Below are 18,180 nucleotides of genomic sequence, written 5' to 3'. Positions count from 1 at the left end.
CCTTAAACTTGTTCTACGTGACTGGCTTGGGCAACAGGACGATTGGTCACTTTTGCTTCAAACTCGCTACGGAAATATTTGAGTGCGCCCATAAGCGGCTCCATCGCACCCGGTGCGTGGGCACAGAAGGTCTTACCGATCCACAACTTTTTGGTGAGTTCAGACAAATGCTCGATGTCTTCCATCTTGCCTTCACCATTTTCAAGTGCTTTCAGTGCTTTGACCGCCCAAGGTAAACCATCACGGCATGGTGTACACCAGCCACATGATTCACGCGCAAAGAACTCTTCAAGGTTACGTACCGCAGAAACCATACATTGGGTTTCATCCACCACCATCAACAAGCACGTACCTAAACGCGAACCTGCTTTCATGATGCTTTCAGAATCCATCGGAAGATCAATATGCTCAGCTGCTAAAAAGTCAGTGGATGCACCACCCGGTAACCATGCTTTAAGTTTCAGACCATCACGCATACCACCCGCGTAGTCTTCAATCACTTCACGCGCAGTCGTACCAAATGGCAACTCCCAAAGTCCTGGGAATTTAACTTTACCTGAGGCACCATAAATTTTAGTACCTGGATCTTTGGATTTACCCGCAGACAAACCGATATACCACTCAGGACCACGTAACATGATCGCGGGTAAGTTGTTATAAGTTTCGACGTTATTGACGATGGTTGGACGCCCCCATGCTCCTGCAACTTGCGGGAATGGCGGTTTAGTCCGTGGATTAGCACGACGACCTTCTAGCGAGTTAATCAATGCAGTTTCTTCACCACAGATATAACGGCCAGCACCTGTATGCACAAACAGCTCAAAATTCCAGCCTGTATCCAGAATATTGTCACCCAAATAACCTTTGGCACGAACTTGTTCCAAAGCTTCATTTAAGTATTGAGCCGCTTCAATATATTCACCACGAATAAAGATATAACCCTGCGTTGCCTCTAAGGTATAAGCAGCGATCAACATGCCTTCAATCAATTGGTGCGGAAGACGTTCCATCAACAAACGGTCTTTGAATGTACCGGGTTCCATTTCATCGGCATTACAGATGAGATAGCGTGGACCACCATCATTCGGTGCCATGAGCGACCATTTAATCCCTGCTGGGAAACCTGCACCACCACGGCCTTTGACCGTTGCTGCTTTAATGACTTCCAAAACTTCCGCAGGTTTCATTTCAATGGCTTTCTTAAAGCCTTGATAACCCTCTAAAGCTTCGTAATCATCGGCATTGCGGACATGTTCCTGTTTACTCAAACGCCAAGTCAGTGGATGAGTTTCTGGATTACCTTCGCCATAAATCGGTTTTGGTTCAGTATTCATACATACTTCTCCAATAACTGTTTGACCGAAGATACATCTACCAAACCATGGGTATCTTCATCAATCATAAGTGTTGGGCCTTTATCACAATTACCTAAACAGCAAATGGGTAATAAGGTAAAACGGCCATCTTGCGTGGTTTGACCATACTGAATACCCAGCTCACGTTGGAACGCTTCAGCCAAAGTTTCAGCACCCATCAAGAAGCAGGCAATCGAGTCACACAATAAAATTACGTGACGACCCACAGGTTGGCGATAAATACGGTTATAAAATGTCGCCACACCTTCCAAATCTGCAACGCTAATCGTTAATAACTGCGCGATTGCATTCATCTGTGCATCATCTACCCAGCCATTACGGCGTTGTACGCACTTCAGTGCATCCAATGATGCCGCACGTGGATACGGATAGTGATCAATGTGATGTTCTATTTCGTGGATTTCATCCGCAGTCAAAATCCCTTCAACATTCACACGTGGCTTTTTATCAGTCAAAATCATCATAATGCGTACCCCTTAGCGATCCACGTCGGCCATAACCACATCAATGGTTGCCAGATAAATGATCAAGTCTGAAACCAGACTACCGTTAATCACAGATGGAATTTGCTGTAGATGGGTAAAGGTCGGTGTACGAATACGAGTACGATAACTCATGGTTGATTTATCAGACGTCAAATAATAGTTAGACGCACCTTTCACCACTTCCGCCATCACAGATGCTTCACCCGCTGGCATGACAGGCCCCCATGACACACTTAAGAAGTGCGTAATCAGAGTTTCAATATCTTGCAGGGTTTTATCTTTCGGTGGTGGAACTGCCAGAGGATGATCCGCTTTATACGGACCAGATGGCATATTATCCAGACATTGTTTCACGATTTTGAGCGATTCTTCGATTTCGCGATAATGCACCATGACACGAGCATAGGCATCGCCTTCATACTCAAGTGGTACTTCAAAATCGTAATTTTCATAACCACTGTATGGACGATATTTACGCACATCAAAGTCAATACCTGTGGCGCGTAAACCAGTGCCTGTTATTCCCCAAGCCAATGCAGATTTTGCATCATATTGAGCAACATTACGGGTACGACCTTCAAATACTGAGTTTTTAAGTGCAGCAGTATGATATTCCTTCAAACGCTTTGGCATCCATTCGAGAATGTCACGAATCAGTTTTTGCCAGTTGTTTGGAAGGTCATGTGCTGTTCCACCGATACGGAACCACGCAGGATGCATACGGAAACCTGTGATCGCTTCAATCGCGTCATAGATTTTTTGACGATCGGCAAACATATAGAATACTGGGGTCATACCACCCGCATCCTGAATCGCCGTACCGATATATAACAAGTGGTTGTTGATACGGAACAATTCCGACATCATGACACGGATACATTGCGCACGTTCAGGCACTTTAATACCCGCAAGCTGCTCAACGCCCATGACATAAGGCATGTTTTGCGCACAACCGCCCAAGTAGTCCACACGGTCGGTATAGGGAATGAACGAGTGCCAAGTTTGACGCTCAGCCATCTTTTCCACACCACGATGGTGATAACCGATATCAGGCACACAGTCTTTGACTTCTTCACCATCTAACTGTAACACCACACGGAACGCACCATGTGCAGATGGATGGTTAGGACCCAAGTTCAGGAACATGAAATCCTCATCGGCATTTCCACGTTTTAATCCCCAATCTTCTGGGACAAAACGTAAATGTTCCTGTTCAAAATCCTGCTTGGCTTTGTTCTGCATATACGGGGTATATTCGGTCGCACGTGCAGAATATTCTTTACGCAGTGGATGCCCTTCCCAATAAGTTGGTAACAAAATTCGACGTAGCATCGGATGCCCTTCGAAATTGATCCCAAACATATCGTAAGCTTCACGTTCGTACCAGTTGGCATTTGGCCAAATATTGGTGGCTGTTGGAATGTTAATATCATTCTCGTTCAGCGCCACTTTGATACGAATATCACTATTACGTTCTAATGATAATAAGTGATAGAACACCGTGAAATCAGATGCAGGTAAACCATCACGGTGGGTACGTAAACGCTCATCCACCGCCGATAAGTCAAACAACATCACATAAGGACGTTCTACTTTACGCAAAAACATCAGTACATCTTGTACGCGTGCGCGCTCAACCCAGACAGTCGGAAACTCTTCACAAGTCGGTTGCACGTAGAAGTTTTCACCAAACTTGGTTTGGAGTTCCTCTACAATTGCAAATGCTGGGCGTGAATCAACTGGAGTCGATTCTGGCATAGCAATGTCAGTTTCAGCCATTGGCTTGGCTTCCTATTTAATACAAATTCAGTCAATTTTTCTGATGAAACATATCCAGTCGATATATCAAAACTTCATCATGAATAATTATTTAATTTCATCCATAGAGCGTAGGTTTTTCACCGCAATACGCTCAGCATTTTTGCGATCGCGTTCTGGCATCATCTTTGGCTTATACACTGGCTTAAGATCATCACCGATTACGGCAGAAAGTGGACGGCGCTCTAATTGAATTTGGTCTTGGAGTAGCATTAATGCTTGAATCAATGCTTCAGGACGAGGCGGGCAACCTGGGACGTACACGTCAACAGGAATAATTTTATCGACGCCCTGTACAACCGAATAAATGTCGTACATACCGCCTGAATTTGCACAAGCTCCCATGGAAATGACCCATTTTGGCTCAAGCATTTGCTCATAAAGACGTTGAATAACGGGCGCCATTTTGACAAAACAGGTTCCAGCAACAATCATCAAGTCAGCTTGACGCGGTGAAGCACGAATAACCTCGGCACCAAAACGTGATAAATCATGGACACCTGTTAAGGTGGTTGCATACTCAACGTAACAGCATGAAGTCCCAAAGTTAAATGGCCAGACTGAGTTTTTACGCCCCCAGTTGACCACATTATGCATCACATCTTCCAGACGGGTCATGAAGACATTTTTATTGACTTCTTCTTCAAGCGGATCAGTGACAATTTGGCGTTCTTGCAAAGGATATTGATCAGCACTCGGATTCGCACGGGTTAATGTATATTTCATCCCGAGTTACTCCTGTTCAGATGAGGTTTGAGTCGCTGAAATAGACTTCATACGACCTGAGGATTGAGCTGGAATGTGACCTGTAGGGTCCATCACCAACTCCTCAATAGAATTGAAGCGGGTAATATCAGCAATATTCATCTGTGCAGAACCCACTTTGGCCTTAATTCCTGCTGATTTACGACGATCTGCTGGTGCCCAGTTCAATGCACCTACAGCAAATGCATAAACCAAAGCAATCAATAAATCGACAACAAAAATTACAACAGTCGTAAAACCAAGCCAACCCACTTCACGGACAGAGGTTGCCCATGCGTATAAGTAGAGTGCTTCAAGGTCAAAAACAACGAAGAAAATCGCGACCAAATAAAATTTTGCAGACAAGCGGATACGTGCCCCACCTGCGCTCACAACACCTGATTCAAATTGCTCTTGCTTCGCGCGCCCCCACGATTTACCCCCTAGGAGCAAGGGAACGGTAAGCATAAAAACGCACAGAAATGTAACACCGATCACGAAGGCAATAGTTGCCCATTCGTATGGAGTAATGGCACTCATGCGGGGATAACTCCTGGCAGGCCTATTATTTAACAAAGAATGTATGTATTGGCCTTCAAATACACCAAACATAAAATTAATCCCGCCAATTGTACCTGATTTCTAATTTCTGTTGCTAGGTGAAGTACCTTAGTCTTTAGGATGATTTTTTGGACAATTTTAGAAAATATAGGGCTTGAACGCTAAATCCACTGGTATTTATCGGTTTATCAAATCAATTCTCATATTATGATTATTTTTTTCATTTTCTTACATTTTAACCAATATTTCGGACAATTTTGTCCTAAATCATGATTACACCTTTAACCATCACTTATCATGTATTTTTTTGAATTATTTTGCTATTTTCTCAAGAAATACCCTCAACCTCAAACTTGGCTTAAAATCAGCCTACATTAAACGGTGATTTTGCTGAAAATTAAAGCTCTAAAAGACTATCTCAAGTTCAAAAGAGCATGCTATTTTGAGAAGTAGATCATGCTGAACTCGAGTGGTATTTTTTACTTCAATTCAAATTAGGATTGAAATAAAACTGATTAAACAAGCAGAATTTCTAAATGAGGAAAATATATAAAATTAGATCTATAAATCTTTGCAATTCAGTTACATGCTTTAATTAACTTTATACACATCAACCTTGAGCCAATGTGTATGCTAAAAACAAAGAATAAGGAGTAAAATCAATGAGTCTGCACTATACACATAAGCCAAACTATTTTCTTTATGCTCAATTGCTCATTCGACATATTCAAGAATATGTGCAAAAGCATCCCGATGCAGACAATGCAATTTTTGATTTACGTGATATTTATGACCTGTTTCGTCAGGATCTCGCATCAACCACAACCAATCTAGAAGGTATTCTTAACATTACGGATGAATATCGTATTGAAACCATCAATGGTGATCAAAAAATTATTAGTGGTTATAAAATCGATGCAGAAAATAACTTTCTCTTAATCGATTTTGATCAAGATGCTTTAACCAGTTTACGCGCAGGCAAAGCCCTAATTGCACCAGATGCGACCTTACAAGAATAAACTGATTCAAATCAGACAAAAAGAAAGCACTCTAATGAGTGCTTTCTTTTTGTTTTGACAGATTTTTTTGTTTAAGCTTTTGATTAAAGCGTTTTGCTGGCCAAAGCATAATAAAACGCGCACCACCCAAATCAGGACTTTCATCCACACTAATGGTTCCACCAAACCAGTACGCAATCCGACTCACAATAGATAACCCTAAACCATAGCCACCTGAAGCCCGTGTACGACTATCATCCAGACGGGCAAAAGCTTCAAAGATACGTTTCCGATCTTCTTCAGGAATACCAGAACCATCATCCTCTACACAGACAAAAGCATTTCCATCTGCGCGGATACCACCACTCAAGCGAACTTTATGATCACAATGACGTACTGCATTACCCACCAGATTTTGTACGACACGATGCAAATAACGACGTTCTGCATCTGCTATCACATAATTCGGCGGGGGTATCAGCTCAATTTCTTTTTGAGTTTTTAGCGCCTCGGTTTCAACGGCGACCTGATCCAACACATCAATCAGAGCAATTTCCTCAAAATCCAGCGAAGGTGTCCCCTGCTCTAACTTGGCATAAGTCATGATCTCATCAATTAAGGTATTTAAGGCCTCAATATCTTTATCAATCATTTCCATTTGCTGAATCCGATAATTGTAATCATCTTCTTCAGCCAGCATTTCCATCCCGAAACGGACGCGTGCCACAGGCGTTCGTAGCTCATGCGAAACTGCGCGCATCAATTCGCGCTGCGCTTCAATCAAACGCTGGATATGATCTGACATATTGTTATAGCTCGATGCCAGATTGGCCATCTCATCACTACCATCAATAGGCACTCGCAAAGATAAATCGCCAGACTTCATGCGATTTAGAGCGAATCGTACCTGTCTGATTTTTCTCTCTAGCGGTAAGATCAGTCCATAAACCCCTAAACTCAACAGAAATAAGCTAAATAGGGTAATTCCTGCCGATAACTGAAATGGCATCCAGTTAAACATAGGCACTGGACCTAAAACCAAAACCTCAGTCGGATTATTCGGCATCGGAGAAACAATGGAGATCGTGGTTCCGCGTACCGTTGCGCTGTCTTTATACAACATCACACTTTGATCCTGACGCAAACGACCAATTTGCTCAGAATCCAGTTGGATATCTTTAACATCCTGAATGGTGATTGGATAAGAAAAATGCTTTTGAATACGATTAATGTATTCTTTTTCCTGACCTGGATAATAAATCAAGTAGTCCAAAATAAAGATGGGAAGCGCTTTCATTTGGCGCTCACCAATTTTATCTACTTTGACATAGAGGAAATGTTGATTGTCTTCGGGCAAACCAATAATGACGTAAGCAATGCTATTTTCAGCATCATAACGAACAACTGATTTTTGTTCTTCAATACGTTTCTTTTCTGTTCTGGAAAGCTCAATTTTATTTGACGCCACATAATAAATTGGCAGTTCAAGTAAATCAGAGGCATCTGAAATCCAGTCCAGTTTTTGTTGTTCTCCCGGCTGTCGAGCAACACCTTCACTGATGACAAAAGAAATACCATCCGTCAGGGATTCACGATATTCCTGAGCACGTTGGTAATTGATGATCTGAACCAGCAAGTAGCCAAATAAAGCCACCAACATAACCAAGACCACCAAACCAGCATAAATGCGTAAGAAGATACTGTGTTTAAACACTCGATCAACCTTATTGGGAGATTTTTACTAACAATGGATGTTTCATATACCATTGGTTTCTTTTACAAATAAATAGCCTTTGCTACGCACAGTTTTGATACGTTTCGGGTTCTCTGGATCATCGCCAATTTTTGGACGAATGCGTGAAATACGCACATCAATCGAACGATCCTGTCCATCGTATTCAATCCCACGCAGACGCTCAAAAATATCTTCACGAGACAGGATACGGCCTGCATTTGAAGCCAATAGCCAGAGTAAGTCATATTCCGCACTGGTGAAATCAACTAGATCACCATTCAAGGTCACTGAGCGTCCACCATTATCGATGACCAAATCATCAAATTCGATGCGCTGCGCCACTTCATCTTCAACCGTTTTATCAGTACGACGTAACAAAGCACGGATGCGCGCCAATAATACACGAGGCTGTACTGGTTTAGCCACATAATCATCTGCGCCCATTTCCAGACCCAAAACCTGATCCATATCTTCAGTACGCGCAGTTAACATCAAGATCGGAGAATGGTAATGAGGACGCACTTCTCGACAAACGGTTAAACCATCTGCACCAGGTAACATCACATCGAGTACGACAAGATCAGGCTGTTCACTGATAATACGACGAATTGCACGATTACCATCTGTTTCAACCCCAACCTCTAGTCCATTACGAATCAGATATTCCTGTGTTAGACGTGCAAGACGCTCATCATCTTCAACAATCAGAATCTTAGGTAACTTTTCTTCCTGGCTCATACAATGCCCCTATTTATATATTTAAGTGTATCTGTTTAAAATCCGACAGATAGACATGCTTCATAGAAAGCAATATACACACGTTTACATTGTAAACAAGTCCTTGTTCACCAAACTGATACACGCCAGTTGTATTTTGTTGCAATTTTATTAGCTGTTGAATTTTCAGTGATTTTATTATTTTGGTTTAAAAATTACCACTTATCTTAATTCGCTAAATAGTACGTATAAATATTAAACAAATTATTTCTATAGCCGCTTTTTAAGCCTGTAAATGTCTGTTTTTTGAGTTATCCACATAGTTATCTATACGTAATTTTTTAGGACTTTGCTAAGCTATGCATCGCAGAATCAGACAGATAATGAATGAATAAAAAATTAATAAAATGTCAAGATTGATATCAGATTAAAATTCCCGTATCTTGTGTTTAAAACAAACACTAACCACTAAGTCTTGTGTTTATTCCTCAAATATCGAGCCACCTTTTTGCCCGATTGAAACGGTCCAATGAACATAACTATAGATGACAATGGAGCTATGCTGACATGAGCGTAATCACTTCAACTCCTGGCCAACTTCAGGTGATTAAACGCACTGGGGAAGTTGCTGTATTTGATGCAGAGAAAATTTCCGTTGCGATTGGTAAAGCATTTCTGGCGGTCGAAGGACAACAAGGTGCAGATTCAAGCCGTATTCACGACCGTATTACTCAACTTACAGAAATGGTCATGAATACTTTCAATCGTCGCTTACCTTCTGGCGGTACGATTCACATTGAAGAAATTCAGGATCAGGTTGAACTGGCCTTGATGCGTACAGGCGAACAAAAAGTTGCGCGTGCCTATGTCATCTATCGTGAACAACGCGCTAATGCCCGTCAACAGGCCGGTGCAAATCATCACCCGACTTTACAGATTACGGATGCTAATGGTCAGCTCCAGCCATTAGATCTCGATGCGCTATCAGCAGAAGTTGAGAAAGCGGCTGAAGGTCTGGAAGGGATTGATGTTCAAGCGATTGTCGATGAAACAGTTAAAAACTTATATAACGGCGTGAAAGCGAGCGATATTGCCACGACAATGATGATGGCAACACGTACCCGCATTGAACATGAGCCAAATTATACATATGTCACTGCGCGTTTATTGCGTAATGAACTGGTTGCCAAAGGTCTTGAATTTTTAGGTTTACCTGAAGATACGCTTGAAAGTGATGCGCTTGAAATCTTCCTGAAAAAAGGGGTTGAACTTGAGTTACTCGACCCAGAATTATTAAACTTTGATCTTGCCAAACTTGCAGCAGCAATCAAACCAGAGCGATCAAATCAGTTTACTTATTTAGGTTTACAAACACTATACGACCGTTACTTTATTCACTCAGATGGCATTCGCTACGAACTTCCACAATTGTTCTTTATGCGTGTTTCCATGGGGCTGTCCATTAATGAAGCCAATCGTGAAGAACGTGCCATCGAGTTTTATGACTTGTTGTCTAGCTTCGACTACATGGCATCGACGCCTACCCTATTTAACTCAGGCACATTGCGTCCGCAATTATCTAGCTGTTATTTAACCACCATTGGTGATGACCTCTACAACATTTATGGAGCCATGCGTGACAACGCAATGTTATCAAAATGGGCAGGCGGTTTAGGTAACGACTGGACACCTGTACGTGCCCTGAACTCTTACATCAAAGGCACCAATGGTAAATCACAAGGTGTTGTTCCTTTCCTTAAAGTCGCCAATGATACTGCGGTTGCCGTAAATCAGGGTGGTAAGCGTAAAGGTGCGGTGTGTGCGTATCTTGAAACATGGCATCTAGATATCGAAGAGTTTTTGGAATTACGTAAAAACACAGGGGATGATCGTCGTCGTACCCACGACATGAACACCGCCAATTGGGTTCCTGACCTCTTTATGCAACGTGTGTTTGAAGATGGTGAATGGACATTGTTCACTCCTTCCGAAGTTCCAGATTTGCATGATCTAACAGGTCAAGCGTTTGCTGAACGCTATGCGCATTATGAAGCGATTGCTAAAGAGCAAAACTTCCTTTACAAGAAAGTTCGCGCTCAGGACTTATGGCGTAAAATGCTGTCAATGCTGTTTGAAACAGGTCATCCGTGGATTACATTTAAAGACGTGTGTAACTTGCGTTCGCCACAGCAACATGTAGGTGTGGTTCACTCATCAAACCTATGTACTGAAATTACCCTGAATACTAATCAGGATGAAATTGCAGTCTGTAACTTAGGTTCGATCAACCTTGTACAACACGTACAAGGCGGCGCTTTAGACCGTGAAAAATTGGCACGTACCATCAAAACAGCCGTGCGTATGCTCGATAACGTCATCGACATTAACTACTATGCTGTACCACAAGCCAAAAATTCGAACCTGAAACATCGCCCTGTTGGCATGGGTATCATGGGCTTCCAAGATGCTTTATACGAAATGAATCTGGCGTATGGCTCTGATGAAGCAGTTAATTTTGCTGATGAGTCGATGGAAGTCATTAGTTACTACGCCATTCAAACTTCAAGTGATCTTGCGCTTGAACGTGGTGTTTACTCAACCTTTAAAGGTTCACTCTGGGATCAAGGTATTTTACCAATCGACTCTTTAGACCTTGTTGGTAAAACACGCCCTGAACGTATGTTTGAAGTGGATCGTACTCAACGTTTGGACTGGGATACTTTACGTACCAAAGTGCAAAAAGATGGTATGCGCAACTCAAATGTTATGGCGATTGCACCAACTGCAACGATTTCTAACATTTGTGGCGTGTCTCAATCGATTGAGCCGACATTCCAAAACCTGTATGTGAAATCTAACCTTTCTGGTGAATTCACCGTGATCAACCCTTACCTTGTTCGCGCATTGAAAGATCGTGGTCTTTGGGATAGCGTGATGGTCAATGATCTGAAACATTTTGAAGGTTCAGTACAAAAGATTTCACGTATTCCAGAAGAACTGAAAGCGATCTTTGCCACTGCATTTGAAGTTGAGCCACGCTGGATTGTGGATGCTGCCTCACGTCGTCAAAAATGGATCGATCAGGCACAGTCGCTGAACCTGTATATTGCAGGTGCCAACGGTAAGAAACTGGATATCACTTATAAAATGGCATGGTTACGTGGTCTAAAAACTACGTATTACCTCCGAGCTTTAGGTGCAACCTCGGCTGAGAAATCCACCATCAATACTGGCGCATTAAATGCAGTTAAAGCAACTACGGTTACAGCCCCTGTTGCAGCAGTGGCTCAGGAAGTAAAGCCTGAAGTGACAGCAGAAGATGGTTTCACGACGGCGGCACCAGTGCCAATGGCTTGTTCAATCGACAATCCAGACTGTGAAGCTTGTCAGTAATGACGAACACGCAAGGAAATATCAGAACAATATTTCCTTGCACAATAAAAGGTAAAGATCATGTTACATCTCAGTCATAACTACACATTAGGTCTAGCTGTACTGATTTTTGCCTTTTTATTCTTTTACGCGCCTATGGTTTACGCTTTTTTTAAGATTCGTAATCAACAGCGTAATCAAAATAAGTAGTGGGGATATAGGTTCTATTGAATAATTTTAGAACATCTATCGACAAAACTTAATTTTGCTTACACATAATAAGCGTATAGTAATGGCATCTTCGTAGAAAGGTGTCGATAAAGATATTAACAACGAAGAGAGAATTTGATTATGTCTATCCTGAGTTGGGACGATTTCGAAGATGATTCGCAAAAACCGGCTGCACCTGAACACAAGTCTGCGCCCGTCGAACCGCAAAAAGCGCCAACTGCGCCGCTGGTATCTGATGCAGAGCCATCATCGCCGCGTGTGGCAAATGTACAACCCGCTGGAACCGCTACCAGCCGATCAACAGATTCAACCGATTCGGTGGCTCGAGCATCTGAATCCTTAAAAAATCTGGATATTACAGTGGGTCTGGAAGAGCTTGAAACGGGTGCAAATCGCGTACAAGTTGATGATAAAGCCATGATCAACTGTCGTGCGGACTTAAACCAGTTAGTGCCATTTAAGTACGAATGGGCGTGGCAAAAATATCTGGATGGGTGTGCCAACCACTGGATGCCGCAAGAAGTCAACATGAACCATGATATTGCATTATGGAAGTCTGAAAATGGTTTGACTGAAGATGAACGTATTATTATTAAACGTAATCTTGGCTTTTTCTCGACTGCGGATTCTTTAGTTGCCAATAACTTGGTTCTGGCGATTTATCGTTTAATTACCAATCCTGAATGTCGTCAGTACATTTTACGTCAGGCATTTGAAGAAGCGATTCATACGCATGCCTATCAATATTGTATTGAATCTTTGGGTATGGATGAAGGCGAAATCTTCAACATGTATCATGAGATTCCAAGTGTGGCGCGTAAAGCAGCTTGGGGCTTGAAATATACGCAATCTTTGAGTGATCCAAAATTTGAAACAGGCACACCTGAAACTGATCAGCAATTATTACGTAATCTGATTGCATTTTATTGTGTACTTGAGGGAATTTTCTTCTACTGCGGCTTTAGTCAAATTTTGAGTATGGGTCGTCGTAATAAAATGAACGGTGTTTCTGAACAGTTCCAGTACATTTTGCGTGATGAATCCATGCATGTGAACTTTGGTATCGATATGATTAACCAAATCAAGATCGAGAATCCGCATTTGTGGACAGCCGAGTTCCAACAAGAAGTCATTCAAATGATTCTTGAAGGTACCTTGCTTGAAATCGAATATGCGCGTGACACGATGCCACGTGGTGTATTAGGCATGAATGCAGCGATGATGGAAGAATATTTAAAATTCATCTGTAACCGTCGTTTGGCTCAGCTTGGTTTACCTGAACAGTATCCAGGTGTAAATAATCCATTCCAATGGATGTCTGAAATGATGGATTTGCGTAAAGAGAAGAATTTCTTCGAGACTCGTGTGACAGATTATCAGACTGGTGGGGCGTTGAGCTGGTAAGTTAAAATCTCCGCCGTCACGCGACACATGAGTTGACATTTACGACACATGTAACGACATTACGCGACACATGTAATGACACTGAAATAAAAAATCCGACGTTTAGTCGGATTTTTTATTTATTTAAATTAAATGTATTTCACTTTCATCGAACCATTCTTTTTCAATTAATTTACCCTTTAAAAGCTCAGAGTTTTTCGTATAGCAAACCACAGCTAAACTCTTCTCAGCTCTACTACAAATTACATAGAAAAGTCTACGAGTGCGAGACAATGCATTATCCTCTCCTTGAGCTTCGTTCTTTTTATCACTATCACTTAAACTTTTAATACCTAAAAATTTATCATAGTTAAATAAAAAACCTCCAGCTTCATCATCATCTAATATCGCCATGACCCTCTCAAACTGCAATCCTTTAACTCCTTGATGAGTATCGAATGCCGAACTTCCATCTATATAAGATGCATATTTAAATAGTTGATCTATTTTTGCATCTAAGGCTTGACTATACGCAATAAGTTCGGAGGAGCTACTGTCTGCATCTACAGCATAATTATCTAAAATTAATGCCTGTATTAATAATGGTGGAATGTTCAAAAGGTTAGTCTGATAAATATAATTGAGAATAATCTTTATAGAGTTACTACTATCCATCAAGAGATCAAACAACTCATTTTTTTTATCTCTTATATTTTTCAAATAACTCAACTGATCTTCCACAGTAGAGAAATCAAGAAAAATATCTGAACTACTCCTCAATATCCTTATGATATTAAAGTTATTTTTAGATTTTACAGAGTTAATAAATTCACAAAAAGTACCCACTAAAAATCTTAAAGACTGAGTATCAGCGGCACTCAATTTACTTCGTAATGCCGAATCATATAATGGTTTATAGAACTTATGAAATCCAGAACGAGTTGCAGCCATGTGATGCTCTAAAATTAAGGTTTTTATCTCAGACCTTATATTCCATTTATCATCATTGGTTATTTCTCTCATTGTTTTGCATATTTCATCTTCAACTAACAATTTATCTAAATTCGGCTTATTTGTATCAACAATTAAACAGCGAGCAAATCCATTATGATTAACTTTAGATTCTTGTTGAAATTTATCGGCATCGAATCTTACTTTATTAATTAATGTCACTACTCTTTTCGGACATCTCCAGTTCTCAATCTTTTCTGGGCGTTTCCAATTTTCAGGAATAAACTTACTTAAATCTTTCTTATTATTAGTAAAAATTCGCTGCATATTATCACCAAATAACCCTATTACAAACTGACTATGAAATTCAATTTGCGTTTGGACTAATGCATCAATAACTTTTTCATAGGTATCTTGAGCTTCATCTAAAAATAGAATAGGAAATTTATTCACCAAAATTTTTCTAAATGACTTCTTTTCTACTAATAATTTTGAAAAGATGTCTATAACTTCTGAGTGTTCTAATGAACTTTCTTCAACATTTGAATAATTTGGATTGTAATTAAAGCATCTAGTTGATTCTAATGAAGACAATCTTTTTAAAGACTTCCTAATTCTCTCTTGTCTACCGATACTGGTTTTATTATTTAAATCTCTAGATTTTTTTAATGCCTTTTCCTCTTCATTAATAATTTCCTTCAAATTCTCTTTAATAATATCTTTAATCTCCTTTGTAAAGGGTGATATTAAACTCCAAGCAAAGCTATGTATTGTACTGACAAAAAAATTATTATCAAAATTTACCCGCTCTTTAATTTCATCACAGGCAGCATTTGTATATGTTATAACAGCAAGTTTTTTATTTTCTCTACCAAGAGATAAAAGAATATCTTCCTTTATTTTATTTAATACCTGATGTAATGTATGGGTTTTTCCAGCACCTGCACCTGCATATAGAATGAAACTTTGTGGAGGAGATGAAGATACATAATCAAATATTAAATCTTCTAAAACTAAAGAATTAACAGACTTCATTAGCTTCTCCTTGCGCTAAATCGTCAATACCTAATATTTTATTTTCTAGCCAAGTTAACCCCTCATCAATATATCTTGGTGTTTTTAAATCCTTTGGCTCCAGACCATAAATTAAATCCATAGCCATATCAACTTTATTGCTTTCTAGGGCTGAAAAAATACTCTGTCTAAAATCATTAAAATCCTCACAACCTTCAGCTTTCATCATTTTTAACAAAACGCCAGTCGCTTTTATACGAGGATCATCTTTATCAACATCTTTTTTAAAAATAGTGTTGATCCAAGTTCTATTTTCAAAATAAATAGACTCCTCAAATGTGTAAGGAAATACTATTTTATTTTCATCATTAAAATTCAAAGAAACTTGAGTCTGATAACTTACCCTTATATTACCATTAGTTTTGTCTTCATATTTTAAACTTAACAAATCATCAATTTTCTCCTTGATAGGAAACCATGTTTTTAAAGTATCATTATTTGTTAATTGATTTGCATTAGGTAAAGGTACACACTTTTTATATTTTACTTTTTCAGCATTATTATTATTATTCATTTTAATATTCCCATCTTCATCCGTCTGAATTTCCATTCTAACTGAATCTAGATCTGTAATAATCAAACACGGTAAGGCAAGTTTTTCAATTAAATTTTTTAATCGATGTGCATGCGCTCCCCCAACTGAGAGTATAGAGATATAACTGCTATTAAGTTTAGGAAAGTGATTCTTAATGAAATGCGGTAATAATAACCTTTCAGCATCGCCTTCGACTAAGATAACCCCATTTGCAAAAAATAAATCGCAATGAGTAGTTCTAATATATCGAGTTACAAACTTCTCATTCTGTGATGAATTTTCATCAAAAGTTCTAGAAAGATCTACTACTTCTGCATGTGGTATCGCATCACTATTTTTCCTTTTAAAGTAACGCAGATTTGAAAAGTCTAGTTCTCGAGCTAAATAACTTGAATGAGTACTTACCAATAATTGTGTTCCACAATGACTAGGTTGACCTAGACACAAGGTCTCATATGCTTTCTTTATAAAGACTTGCTGTACTTGGGCATGTAAATGAGCTTCTGGTTCTTCAATAAGAACTAAATGTAAAGGCTCTATGGGCTCTTGATCTAATTTATTCTTGCGTAACCAAGTTTCACGAAAATCTATCAATGTTAAAGTAATAGAAATTAACCTTCTGAAACCTAGTCCATTCAATCCCTCAGGAATTCTAATTTCCTCTTCACCATCATTATTAATCTTAAAACGTATTGCACTTTCATGACCTAATGTCTCAATTTGGTCAATCTTACTGGAAATACTAATATTAGGATCATTTTTACTTCCAGGGTAACCTGGACTGCTCCCAGTATCCTAGACATGAGACAGCTTCATTTTGAAGCTGCCTCAAATGCTTCTGGGCTCATCCCATCGAGATGCGAATGACGCCTGATTCGATTGTAAAACATCTCGATATAATCAAACACATCTGCACGAGCCATTTCTCGTGTTTTATAGATTCGCTTTTTAATTCTTTCCTTCTTTAAGCTGCTAAAAAAGGATTCAGCAACAGCATTATCCCAACAGTTTCCCCTCCGGCTCATACTTGGAACCAAATTATGCTTCTGACAGAATTTCTGCCAGTCTCCGCTGCTGTATTGTGAGCCTTGGTCTGAGTGTATGATCACAGGTTCATTGGGTCTGCGTCGCCATACTGCCATAAGAATTGCATCTAAAACGATATCCTTGGCAAGCGTAGGTTTCATTGACCAACCGATGACTTTCCTTGAATATAAATCGAGAACCACAGCCAAATATAACCAGCCTTGCCAAGTGCGGATGTAGGTAATATCAGTCACCCACGAGGTATCAGGTGTGTTTACAACAAACTCTCGATTTAAATGGTTAGGTGGCACAATCTGCGGACGACCACGACCATAGCTTTTATGCTTCTTATATCCTCGAACAGCGGCAATGGCATTGTTCTTCATGATCTTCAGCACACGATTAGGCCCACAGTTTTCACCTAGCTCTTTAAGATCCAGTGTGATGCGACGATAACCGTAGATACCATAACTGGCATCATAAGAAGAACGGATGAGCTGTAATAAGCGCTTATCTTCAATAGTCCTGCCTGATTCAGGTTCATGCAACCAGGCGTAATAGCCAGCACGAGCAATCTTCAGAACCCGACACATCGTTTTAATCTTAAATTGATGGCTGTATTCAAGGATAAATTGATACTTTACTCGGGCAGGCTTGCAAAGTACCTTGCGGCCTTTTTTAAGATATCCCGTTCCTCTTCAGTTTGTTTGAGCTGACTTTTAAGGCGTAGAATTTCTTTCTTTGCTTCGAGCAGTTCATGTTCATCAGAGTTATTATGTAAAGGCTGTACTGCCTTTAGCCATTTATAAATGCTGTGCTGTGATACACCTAAACGTTCTGCAACATCGGTGACAGAATATCCACGTTCAGTAATCAATTTGACAGCTTCATCTTTAAATTCTGGGGTGTATCGTTGTCCACTCATAAGGTTCTCTCCTATGCAAAAAGAATAGACGATATTTGTCTAGGAGAATGGTGGCAGTCCAAGAATAGACGATATTTGTCTAGGAGAATGGTGGCAGTCCAAGAATAGACGATATTTGTCTAGGAGAATGGTGGCAGTCCAAAAGATGGTTTTGTGTGTCAATAATTTTGGTGGCTACTCAAATAGCTATCTAATTATAAAAAATAAAAATTAAGAATCTGACTTCATAAAATATGATGTACTTGAAAC

14 protein-coding genes are annotated in these 18,180 nt (G+C 40.0%); 4 read left to right on the top strand and 10 right to left on the bottom strand.

All coding sequences use genetic code 11. The features are described 5' to 3' along the window. Positions 1 to 2 precede the first annotated feature (2 nt). From nuoF to ndhC, 5 genes are all read right to left on the bottom strand, one after another. Complete coding sequence (gene nuoF, locus E0D95_RS14000) at positions 3 to 1,334, bottom strand: NADH-quinone oxidoreductase subunit NuoF (protein WP_004987395.1); 1,332 nt, start codon at positions 1,332 to 1,334, stop codon at positions 3 to 5. Next, the gene (gene nuoE, locus E0D95_RS13995) at positions 1,331 to 1,840 is read right to left on the bottom strand and encodes an NADH-quinone oxidoreductase subunit NuoE (protein ID WP_004987397.1); all 510 of its coding nucleotides are present in this window, start codon (positions 1,838 to 1,840) and stop codon (positions 1,331 to 1,333) included. The genes nuoF and nuoE overlap by 4 nt, the downstream gene beginning before the upstream one ends. A gap of 12 nt (positions 1,841 to 1,852) precedes the next feature. Continuing rightward, positions 1,853 to 3,640 (bottom strand): NADH-quinone oxidoreductase subunit C/D, encoded by a 1,788-nt coding sequence (gene nuoC / locus E0D95_RS13990; protein ID WP_004987402.1) that lies wholly within the window; start codon positions 3,638 to 3,640, stop codon positions 1,853 to 1,855. 87 nt (positions 3,641 to 3,727) lie between these two features. Beyond that, complete coding sequence (locus tag E0D95_RS13985) at positions 3,728 to 4,405, bottom strand: NuoB/complex I 20 kDa subunit family protein (RefSeq protein WP_004987404.1); 678 nt, start codon at positions 4,403 to 4,405, stop codon at positions 3,728 to 3,730. Between the two features lie 6 nt (positions 4,406 to 4,411). Continuing rightward, the gene (ndhC, locus tag E0D95_RS13980; RefSeq protein ID WP_004987406.1) at positions 4,412 to 4,963 is read right to left on the bottom strand and encodes an NADH-quinone oxidoreductase subunit A; all 552 of its coding nucleotides are present in this window, start codon (positions 4,961 to 4,963) and stop codon (positions 4,412 to 4,414) included. A gap of 683 nt (positions 4,964 to 5,646) precedes the next feature. Here ndhC and E0D95_RS13975 point away from each other — a divergent pair. Then, on the top strand, positions 5,647 to 6,003 hold the full coding sequence (locus E0D95_RS13975; RefSeq protein ID WP_004987409.1) for a hypothetical protein: 357 nt from the start codon (positions 5,647 to 5,649) through the stop codon (positions 6,001 to 6,003). Positions 6,004 to 6,034: 31 nt separating this feature from the next. On the opposite strand, the gene bfmS is transcribed toward E0D95_RS13975, so the two are convergent. Both bfmS and bfmR read right to left on the bottom strand, forming a co-directional pair. Beyond that, positions 6,035 to 7,696, bottom strand: a complete 1,662-nt coding sequence (gene bfmS, locus E0D95_RS13970) for a sensor histidine kinase BfmS (RefSeq protein WP_004987410.1) — start codon at positions 7,694 to 7,696, stop codon at positions 6,035 to 6,037. A gap of 42 nt (positions 7,697 to 7,738) precedes the next feature. After that, the gene (gene bfmR / locus E0D95_RS13965; RefSeq protein WP_004987412.1) at positions 7,739 to 8,455 is read right to left on the bottom strand and encodes a response regulator transcription factor BfmR; all 717 of its coding nucleotides are present in this window, start codon (positions 8,453 to 8,455) and stop codon (positions 7,739 to 7,741) included. A 546-nt stretch (positions 8,456 to 9,001) separates the two neighbouring features. Here bfmR and E0D95_RS13960 point away from each other — a divergent pair. From E0D95_RS13960 to E0D95_RS13950, 3 genes are all read left to right on the top strand, one after another. Continuing rightward, positions 9,002 to 11,827, top strand: coding sequence for a ribonucleoside-diphosphate reductase subunit alpha (locus tag E0D95_RS13960; protein WP_004987414.1), 2,826 nt, complete (start codon positions 9,002 to 9,004; stop codon positions 11,825 to 11,827). Between the two features lie 57 nt (positions 11,828 to 11,884). Continuing rightward, positions 11,885 to 12,016: a preprotein translocase subunit YajC gene (locus E0D95_RS13955; protein WP_171063255.1), complete on the top strand. Its 132-nt coding sequence runs from the start codon at positions 11,885 to 11,887 to the stop codon at positions 12,014 to 12,016. Positions 12,017 to 12,157: 141 nt separating this feature from the next. Then, positions 12,158 to 13,441, top strand: a complete 1,284-nt coding sequence (locus E0D95_RS13950) for a ribonucleotide-diphosphate reductase subunit beta (protein ID WP_004987419.1) — start codon at positions 12,158 to 12,160, stop codon at positions 13,439 to 13,441. Positions 13,442 to 13,564: 123 nt separating this feature from the next. Here the strand turns inward: E0D95_RS13950 and E0D95_RS13945 are convergent, their stop codons facing one another. The 3 genes from E0D95_RS13945 to E0D95_RS13935 form a co-directional block, all read right to left on the bottom strand. Beyond that, on the bottom strand, positions 13,565 to 15,406 hold the full coding sequence (locus E0D95_RS13945; RefSeq protein ID WP_004987421.1) for a UvrD-helicase domain-containing protein: 1,842 nt from the start codon (positions 15,404 to 15,406) through the stop codon (positions 13,565 to 13,567). Continuing rightward, positions 15,393 to 16,721 (bottom strand): ATP-dependent nuclease, encoded by a 1,329-nt coding sequence (locus tag E0D95_RS13940; RefSeq protein WP_264757475.1) that lies wholly within the window; start codon positions 16,719 to 16,721, stop codon positions 15,393 to 15,395. Before E0D95_RS13940 ends, E0D95_RS13945 begins: the two co-directional genes overlap by 14 nt. A gap of 71 nt (positions 16,722 to 16,792) precedes the next feature. After that, positions 16,793 to 17,931 (bottom strand): IS3 family transposase gene (locus E0D95_RS13935; RefSeq protein ID WP_104794622.1). Its coding sequence is split into 2 segments (ribosomal slippage): positions 16,793 to 17,673 and positions 17,673 to 17,931, totalling 1,140 coding nucleotides; the frame shifts between segments, so codons are not numbered across the junction. Positions 17,932 to 18,180 lie beyond the last annotated feature (249 nt).

Origin of the sequence: Acinetobacter ihumii, assembly GCF_900625095.1 — a bacterium.
Classification (GTDB): Bacteria; Pseudomonadota; Gammaproteobacteria; order Pseudomonadales; family Moraxellaceae; genus Acinetobacter; species Acinetobacter ihumii.
This window is presented reverse-complemented; position numbering and strand designations above follow the sequence as displayed.

Excerpts from the sequence above, each read along its gene's own strand:
- E0D95_RS13960 (WP_004987414.1), top strand. The coding sequence starts at position 9,002 with ATGAGCGTAATCACTTCAACTCCTGGCCAACTTCAGGTGATTAAACGC.
- nuoC (WP_004987402.1), bottom strand. The coding sequence starts at position 3,640 with ATGGCTGAAACTGACATTGCTATGCCAGAATCGACTCCAGTTGATTCA.
- E0D95_RS13950 (WP_004987419.1), top strand. The coding sequence starts at position 12,158 with ATGTCTATCCTGAGTTGGGACGATTTCGAAGATGATTCGCAAAAACCG.
- nuoE (WP_004987397.1), bottom strand. The coding sequence starts at position 1,840 with ATGATGATTTTGACTGATAAAAAGCCACGTGTGAATGTTGAAGGGATT.
- nuoF (WP_004987395.1), bottom strand. The coding sequence starts at position 1,334 with ATGAATACTGAACCAAAACCGATTTATGGCGAAGGTAATCCAGAAACT.
- E0D95_RS13975 (WP_004987409.1), top strand. The coding sequence starts at position 5,647 with ATGAGTCTGCACTATACACATAAGCCAAACTATTTTCTTTATGCTCAA.
- bfmR (WP_004987412.1), bottom strand. The coding sequence starts at position 8,455 with ATGAGCCAGGAAGAAAAGTTACCTAAGATTCTGATTGTTGAAGATGAT.
- E0D95_RS13945 (WP_004987421.1), bottom strand. The coding sequence starts at position 15,406 with ATGAAGTCTGTTAATTCTTTAGTTTTAGAAGATTTAATATTTGATTAT.
- ndhC (WP_004987406.1), bottom strand. The coding sequence starts at position 4,963 with ATGAGTGCCATTACTCCATACGAATGGGCAACTATTGCCTTCGTGATC.
- E0D95_RS13985 (WP_004987404.1), bottom strand. The coding sequence starts at position 4,405 with ATGAAATATACATTAACCCGTGCGAATCCGAGTGCTGATCAATATCCT.